The sequence below is a fragment of the Spirosoma flavus genome (genome assembly GCF_054778555.1).
In genome coordinates this window covers 973,955-1,000,880 of the sequence record NZ_BAAGZL010000001.1, presented here as the reverse complement: position 1 = coordinate 1,000,880, position 26,926 = coordinate 973,955, and the positions used below count along the sequence as shown (strand labels likewise).

Genomic DNA, 26,926 nt, shown 5'->3' with positions numbered 1-26,926 from the left:
CAGTTATTAACTCCAGCCGAATAGCAAGTTGGACTAATTTACCTTTGCAACGTCCTCATACTAAAACGACTCCGCCATGCATGCCACCGATTCACAGCAAACAATTAAGCCATATCAGAACGACGCCCTAAACAACATCTATCACCAGCTTTTCTGTGATCGTCTCGACGCCTACAATAAGGTTAATCCGTCGGCTGGCTACCCTTGGGATACGTTGCTGGCCGAATCTCCCAATCCAGACACCTTAGCCGCTATAACGGCTGATACGTCGCTGGAAACGCGCATGAAATTGCTGGCGTATAATCGCCTGATGGAACTCGGTATTTCGGCGAAAGACAAAGTACTGCTGGGTGTCATTATCGAAGTTGCGCTGGAAGGCGGACTTGATACGTTGGCAGCTTTCAGCGATGGTACGTGTCGGTATATCAACCACGCCGAAAAACTGCTGGTTTGGGATGCAGTGACGGATACATCGAGCCAGCTGGTGCATCAGCTTTTTGTCGACAGCGTACAGATTGTCAACCGAATCGGCCCCTGGGACCAGGAACGTACTACGTTTCCAGAGCTCGGTATGGTAAAGCTTTCGTTTCTGGTTTCTGATGGACTTTATTTTGGGTTAGGGCCCTTCAGTACGTTCCAGAACGACGCTATGGCGGGGCCAGTCATCCTGTCAGCAACCCGCCTGATGACGTATTTGATCGATCAGAAACTGGGAAAGTAACCGTTATCCGGTAGTTTTGGCCATTGTTGACTTTTTCTCTCAATGGCTCACTATCTGATGAATAAGTCTTTCTGTTTCAGTCTACTTCTCGTTACGTTCCTACTGCTCACCAACGTAGCGCCAGCCCAACATTGGTATAAAGGCAATCTGCACACGCACTCGCTTTGGAGCGACGGCGACGATTACCCCGAAATGATCATGGACTGGTACAAAGCCAATGGCTATCAGTTCGTTGGATTGTCGGACCATAACATAATACAGGACGTTGAAAAATGGGTGAACGTACCACGTCAGCCAGACCGACGACGAACGTTTGACCGATATTTACGGACCTTCGGGCCCGATTGGGTGAAGTACCAGAGGGGCCAGAACGACTCGCTTAAAGTTCGGCTGAAGCAGTTGAGCGAATACCGGAGTTATTTTGAAGAACCGGGTAAGTTTTTGATTATCAAAAGCGAAGAGGTTTCGACGGGTTATCAGGGGAAGCCCATTCACATGAACGTAACGAACGTTCAGAACCTCATCCGTCCGCAACCCGGTAACAGTGTAGCCGAGGTGATGCAGAACAACATCGACCTGGTAGTAGCGCAACGACGACATACACGCCAGCCTATGTTTCCGCACATTAATCACCCTAATTTTTACTGGGCCATTAAGGCGCAGGATTTGATGCAGTTACGTTACGAACGCTTTTTCGAAGTGTTCAACGGGCATCCGCTGGTGAACAATTACGGCGACAGCACGCGCGAAGGCACCGAGTCGATGTGGGACAAAATAAATGGGCATTTTTTGCGTCAGGGGCGGCCACTCATGTATGGCCTTAGCAACGACGATAGCCACCACTATTATTTCTTCGGACCAACGTTCAGCAATTCGGGGCGGGGCTGGGTAATGGTCGACGCACCCGAACTAACACCCCGCGCGCTCATCGAATCGATGGAAGCTGGGCGTTTCTACGCTACATCGGGTGTTACGTTGAAGCAACTGCCGCAGGTCGGTAATACGTTGGTAGTGAGGGTTAAACCGGAAGGAAACGTAACGTATCGGATACAGTTTTTCGGCGTACGAAAAGATAAAGAGCAGGGTGAATTGCTGCGTGAAGTGGCCGATACGTCCGCTACGTATACGCTGCCTGATGACGTATTGCTTGCCCGCGCACGTATCGTATCGAGCAAAACGAAGTACAATCCGTTTATGCCGGGCGATGTAGAAACCGCCTGGACGCAGCCCATTGCGCAGAACGTAGTACCGCAGCCGCTGGCGAACGTAACGCCCCTACCAAATGCCCACGCGCACAACGACTACGAACAATCGCGGCCACTCTGGGATGCGCTGGACAATGGTTTCACCAGCGTAGAAGCCGACGTTTACCTGCTGAATGATACGTTGTACGTCGCCCACGAGCGGCCAACCATACGGGCATCGGCTCAAACCCTCGAAAATCTGTATCTGAAACCACTTGCCGAACGCATACGTCAGCAGAACGGGAACGTATTGGCGGGATACAAAGGCCCTTTTTACCTGATGATCGACGCTAAAACGCAGGCCGATAGTACGTATCAGGCATTGACCAAATTGCTGCTACGTTATCGATCCAAGTTACCTGCTCCTGTTACCATTGTCCTTTCCGGGAACCGGCCCGTAAACACGGTAGCGAAAGCCAAAGATAAATTGGTAACCCTCGATGGCCGGCCCGGTGATTTGAGCAAAAAGTATTCGTCAGCAGTGATGCCGATTATTAGCGATGCCTACCAAAACCAATTAAGCTGGCGGGGTAAGGATGAAATGCCGGTAACTGAGTTTCAAAAATTGAAACAATTGGTCGAGCGAGTGCATCAGGAAGGTAAAAAACTACGACTTTGGGCAAGCCCGGAAGATCCGGTTGTTTGGGCGAAACTGCGGGAGGCCGGCGTTGACTTCATCAGCACTGACCAACAGGAGTTGGTGCGGGATTTTCTGTTGAAAACGGGGGTAAAGTAAAGTTGTAAGGTTATAAAGTTGTAGGGTTGTAAAGTTGGATGGCGCATCAACAACTTTACAACCCTACAACTTTATAACCTTACAACGCTTTTTTGCACATCCCATAGATGAAAAAGTCTTTTTAAAAGGCAACCTCTTCACGCATTTTCCGTCTTTGAAATAATCAGCCAATTATCTGGCTTAGAGGGCTATTTGTCCATTTGAAGTAAGTCCGTTTTCATTAGCTTTGTAGATTACAATTAACTTTTTTCAGTACATACTCACCTAACTTCAGGTACTATGACCCACGTTTATTCGCTCATAGTTCAACGTGCCCGGCAGGTTGGACTCATTTGGGCAATGCTTCTGCTATGCACCGCTAGCTTCGGGCAGGGAACGCGTCCTCCTATTCGCGGACGTATCACCGACGCCAACGGAAATGGAATTCCGGGCGTCACCGTTCAGGTTCCGGGAACGAACACCGGTACTGTAACGGACGTTGACGGCAACTATCAATTCACGCCAATCAGCGATGGCCAGGTAACGCTGCGTATCACGGCTGTCGGTTATCAGGCGGCAACGCAAACGGTAAATGCCGGTTCGCAATCGACTGTGAACGTAACGCTGAAAGAAGATATCGCCAACCTCGACGAAGTCGTCGTTACGTCGCCGGGTCAGCAAGCGTCTCGCCGTTCGCTTGGGAATGCCATCAGCACCATTAAAGCCTCGGATATACAACAATCTGGTTCGGCGGGCTTATTGAATTCGTTACAAGGGAAGGTTCCAGGCGCTCAGATTGTTCAGAACTCGGGCGATCCATCGGGGTCGATGTCGATTCGGTTGCGGGGTATCAAATCGCTGTCGGGTTCGTCGGACCCGCTCTACGTTATCGATGGCGTTATTGTGAGCAATCAGAGCACCAACGTATCGCAACTGGCTGTGGCTGATCAGATTGGTTCGGCTCAGGCCGGTACAAACCGCCTTGCCGACATCAGCCCCAGCGATATTGCTACGTTGAGCGTATTGAACGGTGCCGCTGCGGCTGCGCAATACGGTTCTCGTGCGGCAAACGGGGTGGTAATTATCACGACAAAACGAGGAACGACCGGCGCTCCGAAAATCACCGTTTCGACTTCCTTCAATGTGAATGAGTTACGGAAAAGCGTACCGATCAACCTTTACCCCAAAACATTCGGTAACGCCCAGCAACGGCTCTACCCAATTCAGGTGTTCGCACCGGGATCGGCCCAGACGGCAGCCCTTGCGCTGAACCCCGCCACTACGTTCGTGACCATCCGACGTGACGGGACAGATAACCCACTGCTTTCCAACGTAGTAGACAACGTACCGCGTTACAACTATTTCGACCAGATTTTCCGGACGGGGTATGGTACCGACAACTCGATTTCGGTATCGGGTGGTCGCGATAACACGCAGTACTACGTATCGTTTGGCTATCTGAAAAACGAAGGAATCATCAAAGGCACCGATTTTACCCGGTACAATTTCCGCGCCCGTCTCGATCAGCGTTTGACCAATTGGGCAAAACTTTCGGCTGGTTTGACCTACGCCAACAGCTTTGCCAACGAGAAAGCCAACGGGAACGTATTTTACAGCCCGATGAACTCGGTAACCATCCTGAACAACATCTACGACATCACCAAGCGCGATGCCTCAGGCAACTTACAGGCGGTGGAAGGTCCCCGCGTGAACCCGTTGTCGACCATTGAAGATATGCGTTTTACGCAGTCGGTGAACCGCACGGTGAGTGATGTTCAACTGAACTTGACCCCGCTGAAAGGCTTGAGCATCGACTACATTCTGGGTGTCGATACGTACGGGCAGGTTGGGCAAAACTACATCCGCCCCTACCCCTACGCAGGACAGGCGGCTTTAGGCGCGAACCTGTATCCACTGGGCTATTCGGCAACGGCCAACAATACCGTGTTTCAGATCAATACCGATTTGAATATCAGCTACGAACGGCAATTATCGGAGCAGTTCAAACTGAACGCAATGGCGGGTTACAGCTACCAGTTTTTCCGGTCTGATTACTCAATCGCGCAAGGTCAAAACCTGTCACCGTTCATCGAAACAGTGGCTGGTGCCGCCAGCACGACGGTTCAGGCCAACTACAGCCTCGACCGCTTCAACCTGAGCGGTTATTTCGCACAGGCCACCATTGGCTACAACAATTTGGCGTTCTTAACAGCCGCTGTTCGTCGCGACAAATCGTCGAAATTCTCGCCTGAAGTAACCAACCAGTTCTATCCAAAAGTTAGTGGTTCGTTCGTTGTTTCTGACCTGAGTTTCTGGAAAGATGCGTCGTTCAACAAGGCGTTCAACAGTCTGAAATTGCGACTCAGCTACGGCGAAGCGGGTAACCTGTCGGGCGTAGGCTCGTACAGCCGTTTCTACCAGTTTACACCACTTGCATATCTGGGTAAGAATACGTTACAGCCAAATGCTCAGTTGGCTAACCCACTGGTACGCCCTGAGCGGATGGCCGAAATTGAAGGTGGAGTTGACCTTTCGTTCGTGAACAACCGGATTGGTCTGGGCGTAACGTATTACAACCAGCAGATTAAAGATCTGGTCGTGAACCGGGCACTGGCACCATCGTCGGGCGGAACGGGTATTATCAACAACGTAGGAACGATGGAGAACAAAGGCGTTGAAGTTGTGCTTGACCTCGTCCCCGTAAAAACCAAGGATTTCTCCTGGGACGTAACGGCCATTTTCAACAGCAACCGGAACAAGGTTTTGTCGTTAGGAAGTCCAGCTATTGCCATTGCGTCGCCAGCGGGAGCGCCGTATCTGTTGCAAGGTCAGCCTGCCAGCGTGTATTATGGAACAGGTTATGCGCGTAAGGATGATGGAGAGTTATTGTTAACTGCACAAGGCTTCCCACAATCGGAACGGGCTTCGTCGCAGGCGGTTGGCTCAACTGAATTTGTAAAAGCTCGTAACTCAGAAGGACAGCCTAACACAGCGTCTCCAACAGCTAACATCGTAATTGCCAATCCAAACCCAAAATGGACGGGTTCGTTCACAACCAATCTGAATTACAAAGCGCTCTCGCTGCACATATTATTGGATGCTGTGCAGGGCGTCGATGTTTTCAATGCTGACCGTCGGACGCGGCAGGGTGTTGGTATTGGTGACTACGTAGAACAGGAACTCAAAGGTGAAAGACAACGTGGGTATATTTTCGCGATTTACAACACCGAAGAGTGGCGGGTTGAAAGTGGCGCGTACACCAAACTTCGGGAGGTATCGCTGAGCTACACGTTGCCTAAGTTGCTGAAAAACGTTAGCAACATTAACGTATCGCTGATTGGCCGCAACTTGTATTCATGGGATAAATACACGGGCTTCGATCCGGAAACCAACGCAGGTGGCACCAACGATTTGCTACGTGGCCTCGACTTCGGTAACGTACCCATTCCCCGCACGTATCAGGTAAAATTATCGGCATCATTTTAAAAGTAGGCCTCAACAGGCTCCGGCTGTTGACGTCGCGCCAGCGACTGATTAGCAGCTAAAAGCTTCAGTCGACAGCCAGAGCCTGTCGGGGACTCAAACAACTATCATGAAAAAAATCATTATAACTTCCGTTCTGGCGGGCATACTGGTTCTCCAGAATGCCTGTACGCAGGAATACCTGAACCCTAGCACAGCCAGCCAACCGCAGGTGGTTGGTTCGACTGACGGGCTGATTACGGTTTGTAACAGTTTGCAGTATCGCTACTCGGTGGGCGGTGGCGGCTCTGTATTGGGCGCTGCCGTTTCGGCGGGCGGACTGACTACCAACGAGTTGATCGTTCTGAACCAGGGTAACGGCGAAGAATTTGCGCTGCAACAGGGTCAGGCTAACGTAACGAGCTCAAACGGTGTAGTACGTATCATCTGGACCCAGGCACAATTGCTACGTTCCAACGCTGATTTAGTATTAGCGAATACAGGCGTGGTGACCGATCCGGGTACCAAAAGCGGTATCGTTGCTTATGCGTCTATCTTTCGGGCATTAGCCCTCGGTACGTTAGCTGAATTTTTCCAGTCGGCTCCACTTGTTACGGGCGAAAATGCGCCTTTCGTTGACCGAATCGATTTGCTGAAAAATGCGATCACTTCACTGGAAACGGCGGCTACGATGGTAACGGCTAACCCGGTATCGGCCAACTTCACGGGCAAAGTTCCCGCTGGTATCGACATCCCTAATACGTTACAGGCCCTGATTGCCCGTTACGCGTTGATGGCTGGCGATTATGACAAAGCCTTAGCCGCAGCGGCCAAAGTTGATCTGACTAAAAAGTCGGTGTTTAACTTCGATGATACGTCTCGAAACCCGATTTTCTTCACGGCGTTTGGTAACGTAAACGTCTATGCGCCAACCAATACGTCGCTGGGCTTACCGGCGGTTCTGGCGCCGAACGCTGCCGACAAACGTATTGCTTTCTATACGCAAACCGCAAACCCGAAAGCGAATCTGGGAACTGGATTTTATACGTCGAACAGCGCCCCGATTCCGGTGTATCTGCCTGGTGAAATCCTACTGATTCAGGCCGAAGCGTATGCCCGTAAAGGTGATTTGGCGAATGCAGTTACAGCTTTGAATAAGGTGCTAACCAAAACGGCGGCCACTGATATCTTCGGACTGGGCGCTGGTTTGCCAGCCTATAGCGGCCCACAAACGGCTGATGCGATTTTGCTGGAAATACTACGTAATCGCAATATTGAGCTGGCGTTCACAGGGATGCGGCTTGAGGATAGCCGTCGGTTTAACCGGCCCGGTCCGGGAGCGGCTGGTTCGGAGCGGAACCGTAACTTTTTCCCCTACCCTCGTGTAGAGCGGGAAAATAACACCAGTACGCCCGCCACTGATCCGAGTTAAGTACTAGCGTTAATAACAAGGTCTGGATGTCCTATTTTGTTGGTATCCAGACCTTTTTTATTGGATTCATTTCACAGCCACAATTTTCGCTACATTACGTAACAAACGTCTTTTTGACTTTACGGATCGCTTTAATTCATTAACCATTCATCAACAACCTGATGCCGCTACGTTCCTACCGTTTTCCCCTTATCGTTATAGCCGTTAGCGCCTTACTTTTTGTAGCCTACACCCAACCCAAAACACAATTGCCGGTATCGCTGGAAAAAGAATTAGATGCTCTTTTCGCTGGTGTACCCGACTTTAGTGGCGTTGTGCTGATTGCCGACGGAGGAAAACCGGTTTACGAAAAAGCATTCGGCTACCAGAATTTCGAAACGAAAACACCCATGACTACGGGTTCGATTTTTGAACTGGCGTCGGTGTCGAAACAGTTCACAGCCATGACGATCCTGATGCTGAAGCAGGAAGGCAAACTGGAATACGACGACCGAATTGATAAGTACATTTCGAACTTACCGTATCCGGGCATTACCATTCGTCATTTGCTGAACCACACATCGGGTTTGCCTGACTACCAGGACGTAATGGATAAATATTGGGATAAAAGTAAAGTCGCGAATAATGCCGACAACATTGCTTATCTCATCAAATATCATCCGCCCAAATTGTTCGAACCCGGCGCAAAATACACGTACAGTAATACGGGTTATATGCTCCTGGCCAGCATTGCCGAACGGGTTTCCGGGGAAGACTTTATCCAGTTTTGCCGAAATCGCATTTTCAATCCGGTAGGCATGACGCATACGGATATTCGTACCATCGATCAGAAAGTAAAACTGCCCAACATGGCCTGGGGGCATTTATACGTACCCGAGAAAAAACGCTACGTTCGGGCCGATTCGTTTCCGGAATTCAACTACGCCATCTGGCTCGGAAACCGCAAAGGCCCGGGACGTATCAGTTCAACCGTCGACGATTTACTGAAATGGGATCGGGCGTTGTATAGCAGTCAACTAGTTAATCAGCAAACACTTGCGGAAGCTTTCAAACCCGCCAAACTGAACGATGGCTCGTTCACTACGTATGGGTTTGGCTGGGAACTGAAAAAGAACGATAAGCTAGGCAGAGTGGTCTGGCACGATGGTGATAATCCCGGCTACAAAACCCAGATCATGCGCTTTATTGACAAGGATAAAACAGTAATCCTCCTCTGCAACAACGCCCACGAAAAACTGCCCACAATCCTGAAAACGATTGAAACGACACTGGCGCAATGATCGTTACGTAGTGTTTTGTTACGTCGATTGCGGGTAAAAAACGCTACGTTGCTACGTTCTTTCGTACCTGTATCCATTACCTTCCAACTATGCTAACTTCCGATATACAACATCAGGAGTTTGAACCGCCTGAAGAACTACGAGATACTATAAAGTGCTTTTGGTACAACAGTAGAGATGTTGGCGAACAGTCATCGAGTTTTGACGTAACACCGGATGGTTATGCTGAACTGATTTTTTATTTCGGAAGCCTACGTAGCACTTCTTATAATGATGGTTTGCAGCCGTTGCCATCGCCGTTTATGATGGGACTGCTCAATCAGCCTGCTGTTTTTAACACACAAAACCGTTTGGAAATCATGGCTGTCCGATGCTTCCCCTGGACTGTGTTTGATTTGCTTGGTTTGCCGTCGGGTAAAGACGAGATGCGCATATTTGAGCACCCAATTGCTCAACTTCAACCTATTTTGGCTGAGTCGATTCAGGATGGAAAGGTAGCGAAAGCGGTAACTCAGTTAAAGCAGTATTTTCTAAACGCCAAAGCAGGAATTACGACCGATACTATACTGTCTAAAGCGGGAGCGGCAATGAGTGAAGCGGCCGGAACATTGCCGGTCGGCCAGGTGGCATTGGCCGCTCATGCGACAGTACGTACCCTGGAACGAAAGTTTAAGCAATCGTCGGGCCATACGGTTAAAGACGTATCGGCTCTGATCCGTTTTGAACAGGTACGAAACTACCTATGGCTTCATCCAGATGCCAACCTTGCTGGTTTGGCGCATGAGCTGGGCTACACGGATCAATCGCACCTAAGCCGGGAATTCAAACGCTACAGCGGTACTACGCCAGCGGCATTTGCGCGAAAAGCGAAGAAAGGTAAACAAATCGTGAGCAGCGATTTTGTCGCGTTTGTACAAGACTAGCGCAAAAGCATTCCGGAATTTTGTGTTGCAATCAACTGCCAGACAACACAAAATCATGTTACTAACGAACAAGAAAGTTGCCATCATCGGTGCGGGACCCGTCGGTCTGACCATGGCACGATTACTCCAACAGGAAGGAATCGACGTAACGGTTTCGGTTTACGAACGAGATAAAGACCCGCACGCCAGAATCTGGGGTGGTACGCTCGATTTACATAAATCTTCGGGCCAGAAAGCCATGCTTAAAGCAGGTTTGCTGGAAAGCTATTATGCTACTTCCCTGCCGATGGGCATACGCTTCGCCGACGAACAAGGTAATGTACTGGCTACAAAAGAAATTACGCTTGAAGACCAATACGACAATCCTGAAATCAACCGAAACGATTTACGAAAACTACTGCTCGACAGTCTAAAAAACGATACTGTTGTCTGGGACAGAAAATTGGCTGCCCTGGATGAACGTAGTGGAAAATGGCTGTTACAATTCGACAATAATTCAGATGCGACTGCCGATTTCGTAATCGTGGCCAACGGTGGAATGTCGAAAGTCAGGCGTTACGTTACCGATGCAGGTGTTGAGGAAACTGGAACGTTTATCATTCAGGGAGACGTACCACAGCCTGAACTAAACTGTCCGGATTTTTATCAATTATGCGATGGTAAGCGGCTAATGACTGCCCACGAAGGCAATTTATTGGTTGCGAATCCTTACAACAGTGGTTCGCTATCCTATGGGATAATTTTTAAACGACCTGAAGAGTGGGAACGTAGTAGCGGACCAGACTTTCAGGATACAGACGCCATTCGCGCGTTTCTTGCCGATAGATTCGCTAATTGGGATGAACACTACCACCAGTTATTTCAGGCCACATCCTTCTTTGTCGGGTTGCCGACCCGGAAATTACCCCTGGAAAAATCATGGAAAAGCAGTCGCCCTCTACCAATAACGCTGATTGGCGACGCTGCCCATTTGATGCCGCCCTTCGCTGGCCAGGGTGTGAATACCGGACTTGTAGACGCCTTAACTTTATCTGAAAACCTCACCAACGGCAACTATGAAACCCTAGAAGCAGCCATCAACGCTTACGAAAAAACGATGTTTGCCTACGCTACAGAAGCGCAACGTGAATCAAGCGAGAACGAACTGGAGATGCGCAATCCTGACTTTTCATTCCAACAATTGATTTTTTGAGTCACGCAATTGAATAGGTGGCAAAACTTTGTAAAAAACTGTTTGAGTTAGGTAAGTCGTCGCGTAGCGACCGAATGTTTGTAGAAACAGAACTTGCTTAAAGAGGCTACGTCGCGTAGCGACCAAACAAAACCACGCAAATCGGTTTGGTCGCTACGCGACGGTACTCAGGTTGGAGCATTTTGTCTATAAACATTCGGTCGCTACGCGACGATTCCTCTTACCTAAATAGTATCTAAGGCTTAGGAATTGTAATATTGGGCACCCACGACCACTCAGGCGGGTCGACACCGTGGAGGTGTTTCACGAAAAAATCGCGTCGTTTGTGTTCGCCGTAGTCACCGCCCAGCGAGTGGCCCATGCCTGGAACCATTAGAAAATCGAAATTCTTATTGGCTTTGATCAGGGCGTTGATGAGCTGAAACGTAGAGGAAGGGTCTACGTTATCATCCAGTTCGCCAAGGATCAGGAGGAGCCTGCCTTTCAGGTTTTTAGCGTGTGTTACGTTCGAGGATTCGACGTATTGCGGGCCAATCGGGTAACCCATCCATTGTTCATTCCACCAGATTTTGTCCATCCGATTATCGTGACAACCCGACGACGAAACAGCAACTTTGTAAAAATCAGGATGTAGCAGTAACGCCCCCATCGAGCTTTGCCCACCCGCCGAATTGCCCCAGATACCGACTTTGCTCAGATCCATGTACGAGTATTTCTGCGCAGCCGCTTTCATCCAGGCGATACGATCCGGAAAGCCGCCATCTTTCAGGTTTTGCCAGCAAACGTCGTGAAAAGCTTTCGAGCGATTCGACGTACCCATGCCATCGCATTGCACGACAATGAAACCCAGTTCAGCCATTTCGTGCAACGAACCCCGCGAGTCCGTAACGAAACTTTTCGGCACAAACGAATCGTGCGGACCAGCGTAGATGTATTCAATGACCGGGTATTTTTTGTTCGGGTCAAAATTCGATGGTCGGACAATAATACCCCAGATATCCGTTTGGCCATCGCGCCCTTTGGCAGTGAAAACCTCTGGTAATTTCCAGCCGGTCACCATCAACGGTTTGATGTCAGCCTTTTCCAGCTCCATGATAACCTTACCGGTCGATACCTGACGTAGCACCGTAACCGGCGGCTCATCGACGCGCGAGTAGCTATCGACAACGTATTGATAATCATCCGAAAAATACGTCCGGTGATTGCCATTTTCGTTTGTCAACGTAGTGAGCCCGGTTCCGTCAAAATTGATACGATAGAACTGACTGAAATAAGGGTCTTGCCCAGCCTCTTTCCCGCTACCTTCGAACAAAATGGTACGTTTCACTTCGTCGACGTGAATCACCCGGCGCATCACCCAATTGCCTTTCGTGATCTGGTTTTTCAGTTTTCCGGAACCATCGTACAAGTAGAGATGATTCCAGCCGTCGCGTTCTGAGGCCCAGATGGTTTCTTTGCCATCAGCCAGGTCGTAGCGAAAGTTTTTGCCACTATAGCAGATGAACGTTTTACTCGTCTCGTCAATCAGCGGCTTTACGTTCCCGTCGGCGCTCATCTCGAAAATTGTGTACCGCTGGTGGCCGCGCTGGTTATACTCGAACGTAAACGCCCGACTGTCTTTGCGCCATTGGGGTGTCGATACGTTGTATTGTTCCGGAATGAACGCAGCGGGTACCTGAATTTGACGTTTACTCTCAATCAGAAACAACGTTGGCGTTCGTTGAGGCAGCGCATCGCCGGGTTTCAGGTAAGGTCGCGATTGTAGTTTAGGCTGCAATTGGTCAGTGGGCGACGATTCAATCAAATAAATCAAATGGGGCGCGTTGGCTCTTACTTTGTTGACAGCCAGCTTTTTCGAGTCCGGCGACCACACCAATCGGGCCGAATAGTACTCTCCTTCCGAACCATCGAAACTCAACGCTACGTCCTCAGATGGTCGGCGCGTCGAGCGAATATAAACGTTGTGGTTTTTTATAAATGCTACGTAGGCACCATCGGGCGATGAAACTGGCTTGCCTTCGCGTTCATCGTTCTGCCCACCCCAATAGCGCGATGGCTCAGGCGTAATTACCCCTTTAAGCCGGCACTGATACGTATCAAGCGGACACGTGAAGATTGAATCTTTGATTTTAAACGAGACTTCATTTGTGCCAAGTGTTACGTCCGAAAATGGCAGTTGATAAGGCGTAATGCTACGTCCCGTCAACCGACTCAGTGACGTAGCAAGTCGGGACTGATCGAAAGCGGGTTCTTTAATGCTACGTTCCGCATCGACTTTAATAAATTCTTTGCCGTTCGCCGTCGTTTTCAGGTACCAGAATGTGTGCGTTTGATCTGCCCACTGAACCCGCTCCGGCGCATTGTATACTTTGTTCTGAAAAGCGCCGTTCAGAAATTCAGCGCGTTGATAATCGGCTAACGTGCCCTGCGCAAAATTTATAAGTGGTATAAACAGCAACAAAAGAACGTAGTATGGAGTACGCCAGAACGTAGTAAACGGGCAGAAAGTCATAGCTGGTTTTCGGAGGAAGTTCGACCGATAAATATAGCTTCCGAAAGCCAATAGACGAAGGTTCAGGCAAAATGCTACGTTCCTATAGTTGTGATGTTATGCAGAAATCGATGATTGGTATTCGAAAAGCCACACCCGCTGATGCCGACGCGATCTGGACTATCATCAAAGCCGTAATTGCTTCCGGCAATACGTATGTTTTTCCTCATATTCGTCCCGCGAAAAATTGTTAAACTTGGCCTATACAACGCCTATATCATGTACCAGAAGTTATAGCCTGTGCCATATGGCATCTGCTATTTGAAGAATTCATTGAACCGAATTTAACTAATGATCGATCTCAATCAGATTAGAGAACTAGCGCTGTCGTTGCCTGAAACAACCGAGCAGCCGCATTTTGGAAAGATTTCTTTCCGAGTGGGCAAGAAAGTGTTCGCGACCTATAACGGGCCTCACAACCGGATTTGCGTCAAATTATCGACTATCGATCAAAGCGCTTTTTCATCTTTTGACCAATTCATTATTTACCCCGTTCCGAATAAATGGGGCAAGCAGGGCTGGACGCTCATCGACCTGAATAAAGTGCTTGTCGAAACACTTGCAGACGCGCTGACAATGGCCTATTGTGAAGTAGCGCCCAAAAAACTAGCTGATCTGGTTAAGGAAAGTCGATATGAAGAATGAGCTAATTTTCTTATATCATATCGCTGACGCTCAAGACTTAAACATCATGTCAGCTTATCCAAAATTCCCGTTACTTTCCCTAAATCTATCAGGATTCAGTAGGGAATCCGGCTTCTTTCCAGGCTTTCATGCCTCCATCCATGTGCGCTACGTTCGTGTAACCCATTTGCTTTAACGTAGCAGCCGCCAGCGCCGACCGACCACCGGATGCGCAGTGCAGAATGATACGTTTGTTCTTGTCGAACTCCGGTTTATGGTAAGGCAGCGATTCGTCGGCGTAGAATTCAAGCATGCCACGGGGCGCATTTGTCGATCCGGAAATTTTACCGGTTTGCTTTAATTCGTCGGGCTCGCGGATATCGATCAGGTTGGCGTTACCGTTTTGCATTTCCTGCTGCACCTGCTCGGGCGTGAGATTTTCGACTTGCTGTTTGGCTTCTTTTACCAGATCAGTGGCTGATTTCGCTTCCATGTCAATTGAGTTTAGGGTTGTTTTATGATACGTTTGATTACTAGATAATCGTGAATGTACGCATTAAAACAGTTGACTATTCAGTTGACTTAGCTAGCGGTTAAGTCTCCGTTACGCCGAAGGTTCGTTCGGGCGATTTGGTGTCGGCTTCTATAAATGCGTTGGGCGTTAATTGCGTAAACTCTTTAAAATCGCGCACAAGGTGCTGATAATCATAATATCCCAGTTCCATAGCCACACTCAGCCAGTCGAGAGAAGGGCGGGTATTTTTCAGTTTCATAGCGTTTTCGAAACGGGCAATACGACTGTAGAGTTTAGGGCTAACGCCTTCGCGCTCCACAAACTGTCGATAAAATTGCCGTTGACTCAAACACGCCTGATCGGCCAGCCAATCGAGTTGACGTCCGTCAAATGAAACCCCAGTTGGCGGTTGAAGTATATACTGGCTTACCTTATCGATTGGCCTGGATTCCCGTCGTTTTGCCCGATTGATTAAGTACAACAGAAAATCTTCTACAATCGGTATCATTTCGGTGTAGTGCTTCGTGTAACTTAGTCGCTCATTAACCCGACTGATTTCGGTAGAGAAAACTGTTTCGGCATCCACAAACGTATTAGTCAGCTCAGACGCCGGGATGCCCGTCAAGCGGAACAGCGCGCCCGGCTGAAACTGCACCTGAAATACCATAAAATCGCGCCCAACGTGTCGGTTTGTTACAATCGAATACTGGCCATTGAGCGTTGAGCGAGGTTTACTAAGTAACGTTCCATCAAAGCCATACGCAAGCTGTTCGGGGTCTTTCGGGTAAAAAGCCAGCGAGTTTTCGGCACGGGGCCAGTACGATTTGACGGGTAAAACAGCCATTGACGCCGGGAATGTACAACCCACAATCTGCAACGTCCTGACGTAGTCACGCAGGGCAGGGCTTGGCAGGCGATAGTCGAAAACAGCGTCCATGGTAGTGGGATGCAGGGATGGCAGGGATTATCGAAATGGGCTATTCTCTGCTATCACTGCTATTTTAAAGCCAGTGGCGGACCAACTACGATCATGCCGTGTTCCTTATGCAATTTCTGGCTCAACTCTTCCGAAGGTGGCCCTTTTAATTCATTCATTTTTAGAAAAAACTCTTCCATTTTACCCGCAGGCTGCACCATGTATACTTGCTTTCCATAATCTGACAACTGAATCCAGGTGTGCGGTATACCACGTGGCGCAAAGACCGTATCACCCGCTTTTACCGTGAATTTTTCGTCGCCGACCTGAAAGAGATATTCACCCTCAATTATTGAAAACAGTTCGTCCTGATCATGGTGAATATGCAGTGTCGGGCCAATTTTTTCTTTGCCAATGTACTCAAAAACAGCCAATTGCCCATTGGTATCTTTGCCCGATATTTTTATATCATTAACATTTTTGCCTCGAAACGGCGTATGAACACCAAAACGGGCTTCTCCGGTTTTCACGGTGAACGGCTTTGTCGTTCGCGAATCTCCAGTAAGCTTATTTTGCTTGGATAACGATGCGACTCCCATTGTAGCGGTTAAAAAATGCCTACGTTGCATAACGGTTTATCTTGAAATGTGATAGGCAAAGTTTTGGCATTAGCCGGGGTATTTAGTGGTAAAAATCAGCCATTTTTACAGGTAATACAACGTTCCCTAAACCACAAATCCGCATGTCTTTTCAAGCCTACATCGACAACATCCGAACAAAAACCGGCAAAGGCCCAGACGATTTTATTAAACTGGCCGAAGCTAAAGGGCTACTCAAACCCGGCACTAAAGCGGGGGCCATCGTAGCCTGGCTTAAAGAGGACTTCGATTTAGGTCACGGCCACTCAATGGCTATCTACAAACTGTTTAAAGATTCGGGTTTGATATAAGCTTTTGTTGATGAATCCTGTAAAGAAACGCAGTGCTAATTTCGTTCCTTGGCTGACATCAGCTTCAACTCTGCGCCTGTGCTTATTTTGTTTCGTCTCGTATTCCTTCTACTGATTGGCTATACAGCCATTGGCCAACCCAGTCGACAACCCACACTGCTGACCATTCGGGATAATCTGATGTATATTCCAGTCAAGGTTAATGGACGAGGGCCCTATAATTTTCTGCTGAATTCTGGGGTAACAGGAACGGCTCGTATTGATCGTCGTCTGGCTAAAGAACTGGGTTTGAACATCGTAGGTTTTCAACAAAACACGACTGGCAATGAGGTAAAGCGGGAATTTCTGGTGGGCGTCAATCAGCTTGGTGTTGGTAACGTTATCCATTCAGCCCTGCAACTGGCTGTCGATGAATATAATTCCGTCGTTAAACCGCAGCTTACCGATGGCCTGATTGGGCAAAATTTCTTTGATGGGTATCTAATCACTATCGACGGACCCAATCACCAATGGCTAGTCACGAAAGATACTTTATCCCGTCAGGCAAAAGGCGTTCTTGCCTATTCAAAAGCCTTCGTCGTTACGGGTACGGTTGGTAAAAAAACAGTGCTTTTCAATCTGGATGTGAGTTCGGACCAGGCACTGCTTTTTCCAAAATCTTCATTGACAGGCATTCAATATACCGATACGGCCAATCAGCAGACCATTACACAAGGTAACACCAAGTTTATTTTGCAGGAAGCTATTATTCAGGATGAAATTGTGCTGGGCGGCTTACGGCTGACCAATCAGAAAGTTTATTATTCTGACAAAATTCACCAGATCAGCATTGGTACTGCCTTCTTAAAAGATCATGTTGTTCGCTTCGATCAACGAAAGAAACTGATTCAGCTAGATTAACCTGACGAATCGGAACGGGTTACCTGGTATTTTGAGCGTAATTGACAACTTCCAATTGATTTCCTTTTAGTGCGTAAAATTTGCGAAACCGAATGGTTGCGCGTATATTTGCAACCATTCGGTTTCAAAAGTATTGCAAAAGCATGAGACGAGATATTTTTCAGGCAATAGCTGATCCGACAAGGCGAGCTATTATCACCTTACTTGCGGTGCAGGCCATGACTCCAAACACCATTGCTGACAACTTCAACACAACCCGACAAGCGGTTTCCAAACATCTTCGCGTACTTACAGAATGCGAACTGGTGAAACAGGAACAACAAGGCCGGGAAATTTACTACTCCCTTGAAATTGAAAAAATGAAGGAGGTTGACATATGGCTGGACCAATTCAGAAAAATTTGGGAAATCCGGTTTAATCAACTTGACAACGTATTACTAACAATTAAACAACAGAGAAAATGAACAACGATCTGCTAGTTGATTTTACCGTCGACAAAACGACAAAAACAGTAGTTATAACCCGGGAATTTGCGGCCGACCTTTCGCTGGTTTGGGATGCATTTACGAAACCCGAAATTCTTGATCAATGGGTTGCGCCAAAGCCCTGGACCTCAAAAACAAAATTTATGAATTTTGAAGTTGGCGGACGACGATTTTATGCGATGGTAAGCCCTGAAGGACAAGAGTTTTGGTCTATTCAGAAATACACGTCCATCACGCCAAAAACCAATTTCAAAATGTTCAATGCTTTTGCCGACAAAGATGAAAATCCTGAATTGCCGGGTTCTGATTGGGACCATACTTTCAGCGAACAAAACGGAACGACAAAAGTGATCATTACGATTTACAACGAGTCCCTTACCCGTATGGAAAAGATGCTTGAAATGGGTTTCAAGGAAGGATATGCGATGTCCCAAAAAAACCTGGAAGATGTACTGGCAACTTTTTCGCAAAAACAGTAGAAAGTGAAATATGGCTAATACCGGCCTGGCAAAAGTGAGGCTGAAAATTGTACATTCGTTGTTAGGTAATTGAGTAGTAGTTAGCAGAATCAGGTACATGAACGTAGCAGATATTGCCACGCATCGGTTTGTTAGTCAACAGTTTGCGGGTACAGATCTTAAGACAGCCAGCGAACTGGTGAGCTGGATGGGAGCCGTTCAGGGGCAGGAGTACGCCCAGTCGAAATGGGGACTTGGCCTGCGATTGCCCCACCTGACCGATGCCGAAATCGAACAGGATTTCACGGACGGAGCTTTGCTACGTACGCATATGCTACGTCCGACCTGGCACGTAGTGGCCGCTGCCGACATTCGCTGGATGCTTCAGCTAACGGCTCCCCGCGTTCACGTAGCCAACGCCTTCATGTACCGAAAACTCGAACTCGATACGTCGCTTTTCAATCGCTGCAATGAGTTGATAATTCGGGAACTGGAGGGCGGGAAACACCTCACCCGCGATACGTTGAATCAGGCATTTAAACGGAACGGAATCGACGTAGCGGGCTTCCGATTGAGCTACGTCATGATGAATGCCGAACTGGAAGGCCTGATTTGTAGCGGCCCCCGCCAGGGAAATCAGTTTACATACGCGCTTCTGAATGAACGGGTTGCCTCAAAGCCACCACTTAGCAAAGACGAATCATTGGTCGAATTGACCCGACGCTATTTCACCAGTCGCGGCCCTGCTACGTTGGCAGATTTTGCTACGTGGTCGGGGCTTACGCTGACCGATTGCAAAAAGGGGATACAGCTACTTGATACCTCTGTGAAGAAATCTGGAAATTATTACTTCACAGACGTAGCGCTCCCCGCAAAGTCAGCGATTGACTACCTGCACTTATTGCCGATTTACGACGAATTTATCATGGGCTACAAAGACCGAAGTCCATCAATGATGCTTCGGAGTGGATTGCCGATACCCACAATTAGTTTCGACAATCTGATTATGGCGAATGGGCAAGTTACTGGCGCCTGGAAACGTAGTATTGGCAACAAATCAATAGACGTAACGCCCAACTTTTTCGATTCCCCAACCGAATCCCAATGTGAGGCACTCGCTATATCTATTCAGCATCTGCAACGATTTACAGGTAAGGCGGTTAGCTGTAAATCGTTGTAGGTGTGAATCATCGGTTTTCTTTTTATAACTTACCTTCCTAATCAAACTCAGGGTAAGTTATGGAAAATCAAACGCCACCGCCTATACCTCCTCCGCCAACCCCTCCGCCACCTTATTCGTCAGCACCGGTAGCGCTGAGCGAATCCGACGAGCGCATGTGGGCTATGCTGGCTCATTTGGTTGCCCTACCAGGCTCGTTTTTTCTGATTGGTACTGTTTTAGGGCCGCTGATTATCTGGCAAATCTATAAAGACAAATCGGCGTATGTGGATTATCACGGCAAAGAGTCGGTAAACTTTCAGATTACGATGGCTCTGGCGGCAGCCATATCCATTCTGCTGATGTTCGTATTAATTGGCTTTGTCCTAATCACCATCGTAGGTATTGTCTGGGTCGTTTTCACCGTCATCGCAGGCATCAAAGCCAACAACGGCGAATATTACCGCTACCCGCTGACGATACGGTTTATAAAATGAGCGAAAGAGTGAATGAGCGAAAGAGCGTCTGCTGGATGATATTCGCTCTTTCGCTCTTTCATCAAATTTCCGTTCCTTCCTCTATTGGCTCAGGAATGTGGTGACCGGCGGAATCGAGTGGAGTGGGCCGCGGCCGACGGCGATTGACCAGATAAAACAGCGGTGGAATTATCAGTGGAGTAAAGAACAACGTAGTGGTCAGGCCGCCGATGATCACGGTAGCCAGCGGGCGTTGTACGTCGGAGCCAATACCACTTGAAATAGCCGCCGGAACCAGCCCGATAATCGCCACGACCATAATGGCCATGATGGCCGTGAATTGCTCCTGCGCCGTTTCAATCGTTATTTCCAGCAGCGATTTCGAATTATTCATCAGGTTGCGGTTCAGCGCCGACACCAGCAACACCCCCGCCATCACCGAAATCCCGAAAATCGACACGAAACCGACACCCGCCGATACGTTGAAATTATAGCCACGTAGCAGCAAAGCGCCAATGCCCCCCGCCAGCGCAAACAACAGACAAGTCAGTGTTACCAACGTATCACGCACGTTTCCATACAGCATGAACAGGAACAGAAAAACCACCACAATCGTCAGCGGAATCGAAATAGCCAACTGACCACCAGCCCGTTCCAGATTTTCGTATTGCCCGCCGTAAATGACGCTGTAACCTTCAGGAATTTTAACGTGCTGACGTACTTTCTGGCTGATCTCCTTAACAAAACCGCCCTGGTCGCGACCCCGAATATTGGTACGTACCGTTACCATGCGTTTGCCGTTAATGCGGTAAATATTGGTCTGCCCCTGAACGTAACGAATGTCGGCCAGTTCACTCATCGGAATCAGTGCGCCCGTTGCAGAAGGCACCTGCAACTGCCGAATGGCGTCGATACTCCCCCGGCTTTCGGGTGTGAAACGTACCACAATATCGTAGCGTTTGGCTTCGTCGTAAATCGAACCAATGGCTTTACCGCCGATGGCCGCTTCAATTATATTCTCGATTTCCGCTACGTTGATGCCGTATCGGGCAGCCGCCGGTCGGTTGATACGTATCGCCAGTTGGTCCTGTGGCCCTTCCTGCTCAATATTGACGGATACAGCGCCGTTCATACCTTTCACTAACGTAGCAATGCTGTCGGCTTTGGCTCGCATGAGCGTTAAATCGCTACCGACAACCGAAATGGCCAGATCAGCCGCGCTACCCGTCACGATTTCCATTACCTGATCGATAATTGGCTGGCCCGACGAGAAAAACGCGCCTGGAAACGCTTCCTGCAATTCGTTCTGCATCGACCGCACAATTTCCTTCTTCGCAATCGTGTCCGACCACGTACTGTAATCTTTCAGCCCAACCAGAATTTCGGTGCGGTCGGTTGGGAACGGGTCGGTACCGTCGTCGTTACGGCCGGTTTGGGTGATGACGAAACTGACCGGTTTATACTCACTAATGATGTCGCGGATTTTGGGCGCAATTTTCGCGTTCTCCTGAATTGTAATTCCCGATGGCATGAAGGCGCGCATGAAAATAGACCCTTCGTCGAGTTCGGGCAAAAACTCGGTGCCTAGTTTTAGTCCGAACCCAACCATCACCAGCACAACTGCCATGCCCACGCCAACCACCAATCTCGGCATCCGGAACAGCGTAGAACGTAGTAGCCAGCGATAGCCGCGTTCCAGTGGCGAAATCAGGAAGTTTTTGTGTTCTTTCAACGGTTTGCCGCCCGGAGCCAATACTTTTCGGAACGCAAATGAAATCAACACCGGAATTAGCGTAAGTGCACAAACCAGCGAACCGATAACGGCAAAAGATAACGTTAACGCCATCGGACTAAAGAGCTTACCCTCAACCCGTTGCATCAGCAAAATAGGCAGATACGCCAGAATGATAATGGTCACCGAGAAGAAAATCTCCCGCGCCACCTCCCCTGCCGACCGCGACGTTACGTTTACAATGCCCTGATTCCGTTCGGCCGGCCCTGCTGATCGATACCTTCGAATAAGATGTTCGGCCATCACACTGGCTCCATCCACAATAATCCCGAAATCAATGGCGCCCAGCGATAATAAGTTAGCCGGAATTCCCACCAGTTTCATCAGGATAAACGCAAACAGCAGCGAAAACGGAATCGTAACTGTAACAACCAGAGCTGCCCGAAGACTTCCCAGAAACAAAACCAGCAAAATGGCCACAATCGAAATCCCTTCGATGAGCGTGTGCGCAACGGTTTCGAGCGAGTGATCGATTAGAAAACCCCGGTCGTAGAGAATACGTAGGTGAACGCCTTTGGGCAATTCACGCGCTTCGAGGTCGGCAATTTTTTCTTTCAGTAACTCTAAGACTTCGCTCGGATTTTCGCCCCGACGTAGCAGAATGATCCCTTCTGTAGCGCCGATTACGTCCAGATGTTCGTCGGGAATCCGGTAGCCCAGAATACCAGACGGCGATGGCGGGTTGATTTCGACACTCGCTACGTCACGTAGTAAAACCGGCACGCCTTCGTTGGCTTTCAGGACGATATTTTGTACGTCTTCAGGGGTTTTCAGCGCGCCCAAACCACGTACCGCAAAGCCTTGTCCACCCCGCGAAATGACGTTTCCACCCGTATTCTGGTTGTTTTTCTGAACAGCCTCAATAACGTCCTTCAACGTAAGATCATACTTGCGGAGTTTGGCCGGATCAGGAATAACCTGATATTGTTTGATCGGTCCGCCGAAGGTTGTTACGTCGGCGAGGCCGGGCACCTGAAGCAGTTGCGGAATGATGGTCCAGTCCTGCAAATCACGCAGTTGCATGGGCGTCATGCTCGGCGGGGCTTCAATAACGTAGCGGTAAATTTCACCCACCGCCGTGGTCAACGGAGCCAGTTCGGGCGAAACACCTTCGGGTAATTCGGCGTTGGCAAGTCGTTCGATAACTTGTTGACGAGCAAAGTAATCCGTAACTGTTTCGTCGAAATTCAACTGCACCACCGACAGGCCAAAAATGGTCCTCGACCGGCGATCCGTTACGTGGGGAACGCTATTCAAAACCCGTTCAATCGGGATGGTTACCTGCTGCTCAACCTCTTCGGCCGCCCGACCGTCGTATTTGGCAATAACAATGACGTTGGTATCGGCAATATCGGGGTACGCTTCAATCTTTAACAGCTTGAAACACCACAATCCGACGCCCATCAACGCCAAAGCCACGCCAACAACAACCCAGCGGTTTTTAAGGGAAAATGTGATTAGTTTTTGAATCATCTCAATTAGTACCCAAAACTTAACCCTTTCAATTGCATGACGTTAGCGATCACTACATCGTCGTTTTCGCGGAGTCCGCTTTGCACCACCACCTTATCGGCTCGTTGCTGGCCGAGTTGTACAGGGCGACGTTCAACCGTTTTATCACCGGTTCGGGTGAATACGTAATCGCGGCCCTGAACTGTCACCACAGCATCGCGGGGAACAGTCATAAACTGGCCCTCGGTAACGCCAAATGCGACCGTAGCGAACATCCCCGCTTTCAACCGACCGTCGGGATTATCGACGGAAATACGTAGTTTGATCTGGCGCGTGGTGTTATCCACATAGTCATTCACATTGTCGATACGTCCGGCAAATCGTTCGTTGGGAAAAGCGGTGAAATTGAGTACACAATTCAAACCTTTCCGAATGGCGCCAAACTGATTTTCAGGAATTTCACAAACAACCAGAACCGTATTTGGCGGAGCGCGCCGTAGTTCTTTCGGATCGAAACCAGCCAGTTTCAACGTGGCTTCGTCCGAGATGATGGCCGCTTCTTCGTTGGCCAGTTGCGTCTGTGCTTCAATAACTTCCTTGCCCGATGCAGCTCCGTGCGCCTGTAAATCTTTCACCCGTTCCAGATTGCCGCGTTCCGTTTGAATGTTAATGCGGTGCTGCAAAATGGCCGTGTAATTATCCGACAGGCTGGGTTCATCAAAAAGCACGAGCCGCTCCGCCGGATTCTCCACCGAACGTAGCACCATGGCCGCTACGTGTCCCGGTGCCGAAAAATCCGTTTGGATGGTTGACGCACGAACAGGATGCGTTTCAAATGGACGCATCATCACCGAATCGGGAAACGTAATGCGCTGACCGTCTGGGCTGATAATCGGACGAGGGATTGCATTGACAACCGCCTTTGGTTTTTCTTTACAGGCTGCTAGAAGCACCAGCAGCAAGAGTATCAGATAAGCTTTCATGCAAATAGTTAATGAAGGCCCCGACAGGCTCTGGTTGTCGGAGTCGCGATAGCGACTAAACCATTAGCTACAACCGACAGCCAGAGCCTGTCGGGGCCTTCATTAACTATTCAGTTAATAAGAGCTGATCTGTCCCGTTACGTAAAGCAGCCGGACGTAATTCTGACGGTACGTATATAAGTTCTGATAATAAGCCGTTTGCGTATCGAACCACGAACGCTGAGCTTCCAGCAGATCGATCAACGTAGTGGCCCCGCGCAGATAAGCGTATCGGACGGAAGCCAGTACGCGGTCGGCGTCGCGACGAATAGCGATGTACCGGTCAATATTCTGGCGGCTGGTCATGAACGACTGATACGCCGTTTCAACCTCTGCCCGAATCCGCGTCTGCACCAACGTAGCGGCCTGGCTCGCCTGATCCTGCAAGACGCGCGCTTTCTGAATTTCACCCTGATTACGGCTATAGAAGGGCAGCTCCAACGTCAGGAAAATTCCCGCGTAGGGCACCGCATTCTGTGGGTTCCAGATTAGACCGGCTTCGTTGCGCGGTTTGGCCAGTACCTGTTGGAGGTCGGCGTTACGTCGGGCCGATTCAATATTGGCTTCGGCCACCCGCACGTCGGAACGCGTTGCCGAAGCCAGCCGAAGCAGGCTATCGGACGTAGCGTTCACAGTTGGATAAAGACGTAACGGATTGAAAGCGGGGTGGATAATGGAATCGTTCATGGCTACGTTGATGCTGTCGCTTACGCCCAGAACCAGCCGTAGTTCGTTCAGGCGGTTTTGTAAATCCTGCCGGGCCGTACGGGTCTGAATCTCGTACTGATCCGAAATAAGCTGCGTGCGCGTCAGATCAGTACTGCTGATTACCAAGTCTTTAAGGCGCACTTTGTTTAGCTGAACCAACGTGTCGGTGTTGGATTTTGCCCGTTGCAGCAGCGCCAGTTGAATACGGGCATACCAGGCATCCAGGTAGCGATTGGCTGCGTCGAATAACAGATTTCGTTCGGTTTCATCGACGCTACGTGTCGCCAGCGTTGTGTTGGCTTCGGCAAACCGGTTTCGGTACGTGCGTTTATTATGAATATCAAATTCTTTGGTAGCCTGCAACCAGAATTGCCGACGCTGCCGATTAAATGCGCCAACACCTTCGGCACCCGGCGTTGGTGTTAGCTGAATCAGCGTCTGGTTATTGATTACCGGATTTGGACGTAGGTTCGCCGTCACCTGATCGGCCTGTGCGGTGCTGATATTCAGGCGTTCGACACGTAGCACCGGGCTGTTGGTACGTACCTGCTGAAGCGTTTGCCGAAGGGTAAAGGTAGTTTGCGCCCGAGTGCTGAGCGGTATCAAACCAATCAGCAACAAGCTGTATAAAGTTGTTCGTAGCGTCATCCGGTCAATAAAGGCTGACAAAGTAACAAGCATCGAACCCGGAAAGCACAAAAAAATCTATTAAAATATAGTTAAATATACCTAAGTATTCGCCAGAAACATCCAGCTCCAATTTTAAATAAAATGGTATAGCGTGGCCTTACCATTACAGTACAGCTCACCGTAGTCGCTGTGGTATTCAGACTGCAACAAAATCAGTCCCCTGATCTAAAAAACGAAGGTTGTCGAAAACGCTAGTAATCTGGGTTTCACTGGAAAACAATCTGATTTACAAAGACCATGTCAGGGATTGAAATAAAGTCGATCTTTAGCGAATGATACGTAGCAAAAATCACGTAGCGTCACCCATTTTCACAACAATGAAGCACCTAACAAACTTCCTTCTCCTGGTCATTGCATCTGCGTTACTATCTACCACTTTTGCGCAATCGACGTTGCCTGTCGCTTCGGTCAGTGCTACGTCCTATGGGAACAATGCCAAGGTAGGGAAATACGCCAGCGTCCGGGGCATCAAAATGTATTACGAAGTGTACGGGGCCGGGAAACCGTTGCTGATGATTCACGGTAATGGCGGTTCCATCGAAAATTTCAAAAACCAGATTCCGTATTTCGCTAAAAACTACAAGGTCATTGCGGTCGATAGCCGGGCGCAGGGAAAATCCATCGATACCAGCGACTCGCTCTCGTACGAAATGATGGCCGATGATTTAAATGCGCTGCTGAACCAGTTAAAAGTGGATTCGTGCTACGTTGTCGGCTGGAGCGACGGCGGTATTAACGGCCTGCTGCTGGCGATGCGGCATCCCGAAAAGGTAAAAAAACTAGCCGTTACCGGCGCTAATCTGTGGCCTGATACGTCTGCCGTGGATGCGGATCTTTTTCAGTGGATTGTATCGATGAATGATAGTCTGTCGAAGGTGTCGCAAACACCAGTCGTCAAAACGCAGGAGAAATTACTGAGTTTGATGATACGTCAACCGCATATTTCAACGGCAGATTTGAAAACGGTACGTTGTCCGACATTGGTCATTGGCGGTGATCATGACGTTATTTTGGCGAAACACACGCTGACAATCGCCGAAGCGATTCCGCAGGCGTATCTGTGGATTTTGCCTAATTCCGGCCATTCGACGCTTATTGCTTATAAGGATTTGTTCAACCAGACCGTAAGCGATTTCTTTAAAGCGCCGTACCGAAAAATAAAGGGTATGGCAAAGCTGGAGTAAAGACTTCGCTTCTCAAGCATCTTTGCCGTACTGACAAAACCGAACGTATTACCAAATCAATCCCTCTCTCAGAGACA

23 protein-coding genes are annotated in these 26,926 nt (G+C 49.0%); 16 read left to right on the top strand and 7 right to left on the bottom strand.

Annotated features, from left to right (window positions below):
- Positions 1 to 76: 76 nt before the first annotated feature.
- The 7 genes from ACYVF1_RS03835 to ACYVF1_RS03805 all read left to right on the top strand — a co-directional run bounded on the left by ACYVF1_RS03835 (position 77) and on the right by ACYVF1_RS03805 (position 10,969).
- The gene (locus ACYVF1_RS03835) at positions 77 to 721 is read left to right on the top strand and encodes a hypothetical protein (protein ID WP_461075790.1); all 645 of its coding nucleotides are present in this window, start codon (positions 77 to 79) and stop codon (positions 719 to 721) included.
- A gap of 57 nt (positions 722 to 778) precedes the next feature.
- Positions 779 to 2,701, top strand: a complete 1,923-nt coding sequence (locus tag ACYVF1_RS03830; RefSeq protein ID WP_461075788.1) for a histidinol-phosphatase — start codon at positions 779 to 781, stop codon at positions 2,699 to 2,701.
- Positions 2,702 to 2,980: 279 nt separating this feature from the next.
- Positions 2,981 to 6,166, top strand: a complete 3,186-nt coding sequence (locus ACYVF1_RS03825; protein ID WP_461075786.1) for a SusC/RagA family TonB-linked outer membrane protein — start codon at positions 2,981 to 2,983, stop codon at positions 6,164 to 6,166.
- Between the two features lie 106 nt (positions 6,167 to 6,272).
- Positions 6,273 to 7,574: a RagB/SusD family nutrient uptake outer membrane protein gene (locus ACYVF1_RS03820; protein WP_461075784.1), complete on the top strand. Its 1,302-nt coding sequence runs from the start codon at positions 6,273 to 6,275 to the stop codon at positions 7,572 to 7,574.
- Positions 7,575 to 7,735: 161 nt separating this feature from the next.
- Positions 7,736 to 8,854, top strand: coding sequence for a serine hydrolase domain-containing protein (locus ACYVF1_RS03815; RefSeq protein WP_461075782.1), 1,119 nt, complete (start codon positions 7,736 to 7,738; stop codon positions 8,852 to 8,854).
- 89 nt (positions 8,855 to 8,943) lie between these two features.
- Entirely contained in the window at positions 8,944 to 9,777 is an 834-nt protein-coding gene (locus ACYVF1_RS03810) for a helix-turn-helix domain-containing protein (RefSeq protein WP_461075780.1), read from the top strand.
- Between the two features lie 55 nt (positions 9,778 to 9,832).
- Positions 9,833 to 10,969: an FAD-dependent oxidoreductase gene (locus tag ACYVF1_RS03805; protein ID WP_461075778.1), complete on the top strand. Its 1,137-nt coding sequence runs from the start codon at positions 9,833 to 9,835 to the stop codon at positions 10,967 to 10,969.
- Between the two features lie 235 nt (positions 10,970 to 11,204).
- Here the strand turns inward: ACYVF1_RS03805 and ACYVF1_RS03800 are convergent, their stop codons facing one another.
- Positions 11,205 to 13,481, bottom strand: coding sequence for a S9 family peptidase (locus tag ACYVF1_RS03800; protein WP_461075776.1), 2,277 nt, complete (start codon positions 13,479 to 13,481; stop codon positions 11,205 to 11,207).
- A gap of 71 nt (positions 13,482 to 13,552) precedes the next feature.
- On the opposite strand from ACYVF1_RS03800, the gene ACYVF1_RS03795 reads away from it, so the two are divergent.
- Both ACYVF1_RS03795 and ACYVF1_RS03790 read left to right on the top strand, forming a co-directional pair.
- Complete coding sequence (locus tag ACYVF1_RS03795) at positions 13,553 to 13,714, top strand: hypothetical protein (protein WP_461075774.1); 162 nt, start codon at positions 13,553 to 13,555, stop codon at positions 13,712 to 13,714.
- Positions 13,715 to 13,811: 97 nt separating this feature from the next.
- Positions 13,812 to 14,165, top strand: coding sequence for an MmcQ/YjbR family DNA-binding protein (locus tag ACYVF1_RS03790; protein WP_461075772.1), 354 nt, complete (start codon positions 13,812 to 13,814; stop codon positions 14,163 to 14,165).
- Between the two features lie 88 nt (positions 14,166 to 14,253).
- Here ACYVF1_RS03790 and ACYVF1_RS03785 read toward each other — a convergent pair whose 3' ends face one another.
- The 3 genes from ACYVF1_RS03785 to ACYVF1_RS03775 form a co-directional block, all read right to left on the bottom strand.
- Positions 14,254 to 14,637: a rhodanese-like domain-containing protein gene (locus tag ACYVF1_RS03785; protein WP_461075770.1), complete on the bottom strand. Its 384-nt coding sequence runs from the start codon at positions 14,635 to 14,637 to the stop codon at positions 14,254 to 14,256.
- Positions 14,638 to 14,737: 100 nt separating this feature from the next.
- Positions 14,738 to 15,595, bottom strand: a complete 858-nt coding sequence (locus tag ACYVF1_RS03780) for a helix-turn-helix domain-containing protein (RefSeq protein ID WP_461075768.1) — start codon at positions 15,593 to 15,595, stop codon at positions 14,738 to 14,740.
- Between the two features lie 59 nt (positions 15,596 to 15,654).
- The gene (locus tag ACYVF1_RS03775) at positions 15,655 to 16,203 is read right to left on the bottom strand and encodes a cupin domain-containing protein (RefSeq protein WP_461075766.1); all 549 of its coding nucleotides are present in this window, start codon (positions 16,201 to 16,203) and stop codon (positions 15,655 to 15,657) included.
- A 113-nt stretch (positions 16,204 to 16,316) separates the two neighbouring features.
- Here ACYVF1_RS03775 and ACYVF1_RS03770 point away from each other — a divergent pair, with 113 nt between their 5' ends.
- The 6 genes from ACYVF1_RS03770 to ACYVF1_RS03745 all read left to right on the top strand — a co-directional run bounded on the left by ACYVF1_RS03770 (position 16,317) and on the right by ACYVF1_RS03745 (position 20,022).
- Positions 16,317 to 16,523: a DUF4287 domain-containing protein gene (locus tag ACYVF1_RS03770; RefSeq protein ID WP_461075763.1), complete on the top strand. Its 207-nt coding sequence runs from the start codon at positions 16,317 to 16,319 to the stop codon at positions 16,521 to 16,523.
- 78 nt (positions 16,524 to 16,601) lie between these two features.
- Positions 16,602 to 17,423, top strand: a complete 822-nt coding sequence (locus tag ACYVF1_RS03765) for an aspartyl protease family protein (RefSeq protein ID WP_461075761.1) — start codon at positions 16,602 to 16,604, stop codon at positions 17,421 to 17,423.
- Positions 17,424 to 17,566: 143 nt separating this feature from the next.
- A complete protein-coding gene (locus tag ACYVF1_RS03760) occupies positions 17,567 to 17,887 on the top strand; it encodes an ArsR/SmtB family transcription factor (protein WP_461075759.1) in 321 nt (106 codons plus the stop codon).
- On the top strand, positions 17,884 to 18,387 hold the full coding sequence (locus tag ACYVF1_RS03755) for an SRPBCC family protein (RefSeq protein ID WP_461075757.1): 504 nt from the start codon (positions 17,884 to 17,886) through the stop codon (positions 18,385 to 18,387). Before ACYVF1_RS03760 ends, ACYVF1_RS03755 begins: the two co-directional genes overlap by 4 nt.
- A gap of 97 nt (positions 18,388 to 18,484) precedes the next feature.
- Entirely contained in the window at positions 18,485 to 19,546 is a 1,062-nt protein-coding gene (locus ACYVF1_RS03750) for a winged helix DNA-binding domain-containing protein (RefSeq protein WP_461075755.1), read from the top strand.
- Between the two features lie 59 nt (positions 19,547 to 19,605).
- Entirely contained in the window at positions 19,606 to 20,022 is a 417-nt protein-coding gene (locus ACYVF1_RS03745; RefSeq protein ID WP_461075753.1) for a DUF4870 domain-containing protein, read from the top strand.
- A 61-nt stretch (positions 20,023 to 20,083) separates the two neighbouring features.
- On the opposite strand, the gene ACYVF1_RS03740 is transcribed toward ACYVF1_RS03745, so the two are convergent.
- The 3 genes from ACYVF1_RS03740 to ACYVF1_RS03730 form a co-directional block, all read right to left on the bottom strand.
- Entirely contained in the window at positions 20,084 to 23,266 is a 3,183-nt protein-coding gene (locus ACYVF1_RS03740) for an efflux RND transporter permease subunit (protein WP_461075751.1), read from the bottom strand.
- 5 nt (positions 23,267 to 23,271) lie between these two features.
- Positions 23,272 to 24,228: an efflux RND transporter periplasmic adaptor subunit gene (locus tag ACYVF1_RS03735; protein WP_461075749.1), complete on the bottom strand. Its 957-nt coding sequence runs from the start codon at positions 24,226 to 24,228 to the stop codon at positions 23,272 to 23,274.
- A gap of 114 nt (positions 24,229 to 24,342) precedes the next feature.
- Entirely contained in the window at positions 24,343 to 25,656 is a 1,314-nt protein-coding gene (locus ACYVF1_RS03730; RefSeq protein WP_461075747.1) for a TolC family protein, read from the bottom strand.
- 326 nt (positions 25,657 to 25,982) lie between these two features.
- Between ACYVF1_RS03730 and ACYVF1_RS03725 the strand changes: the two genes are divergently transcribed.
- Entirely contained in the window at positions 25,983 to 26,849 is an 867-nt protein-coding gene (locus ACYVF1_RS03725; RefSeq protein ID WP_461075745.1) for an alpha/beta fold hydrolase, read from the top strand.
- Positions 26,850 to 26,926: the final 77 nt, after the last annotated feature.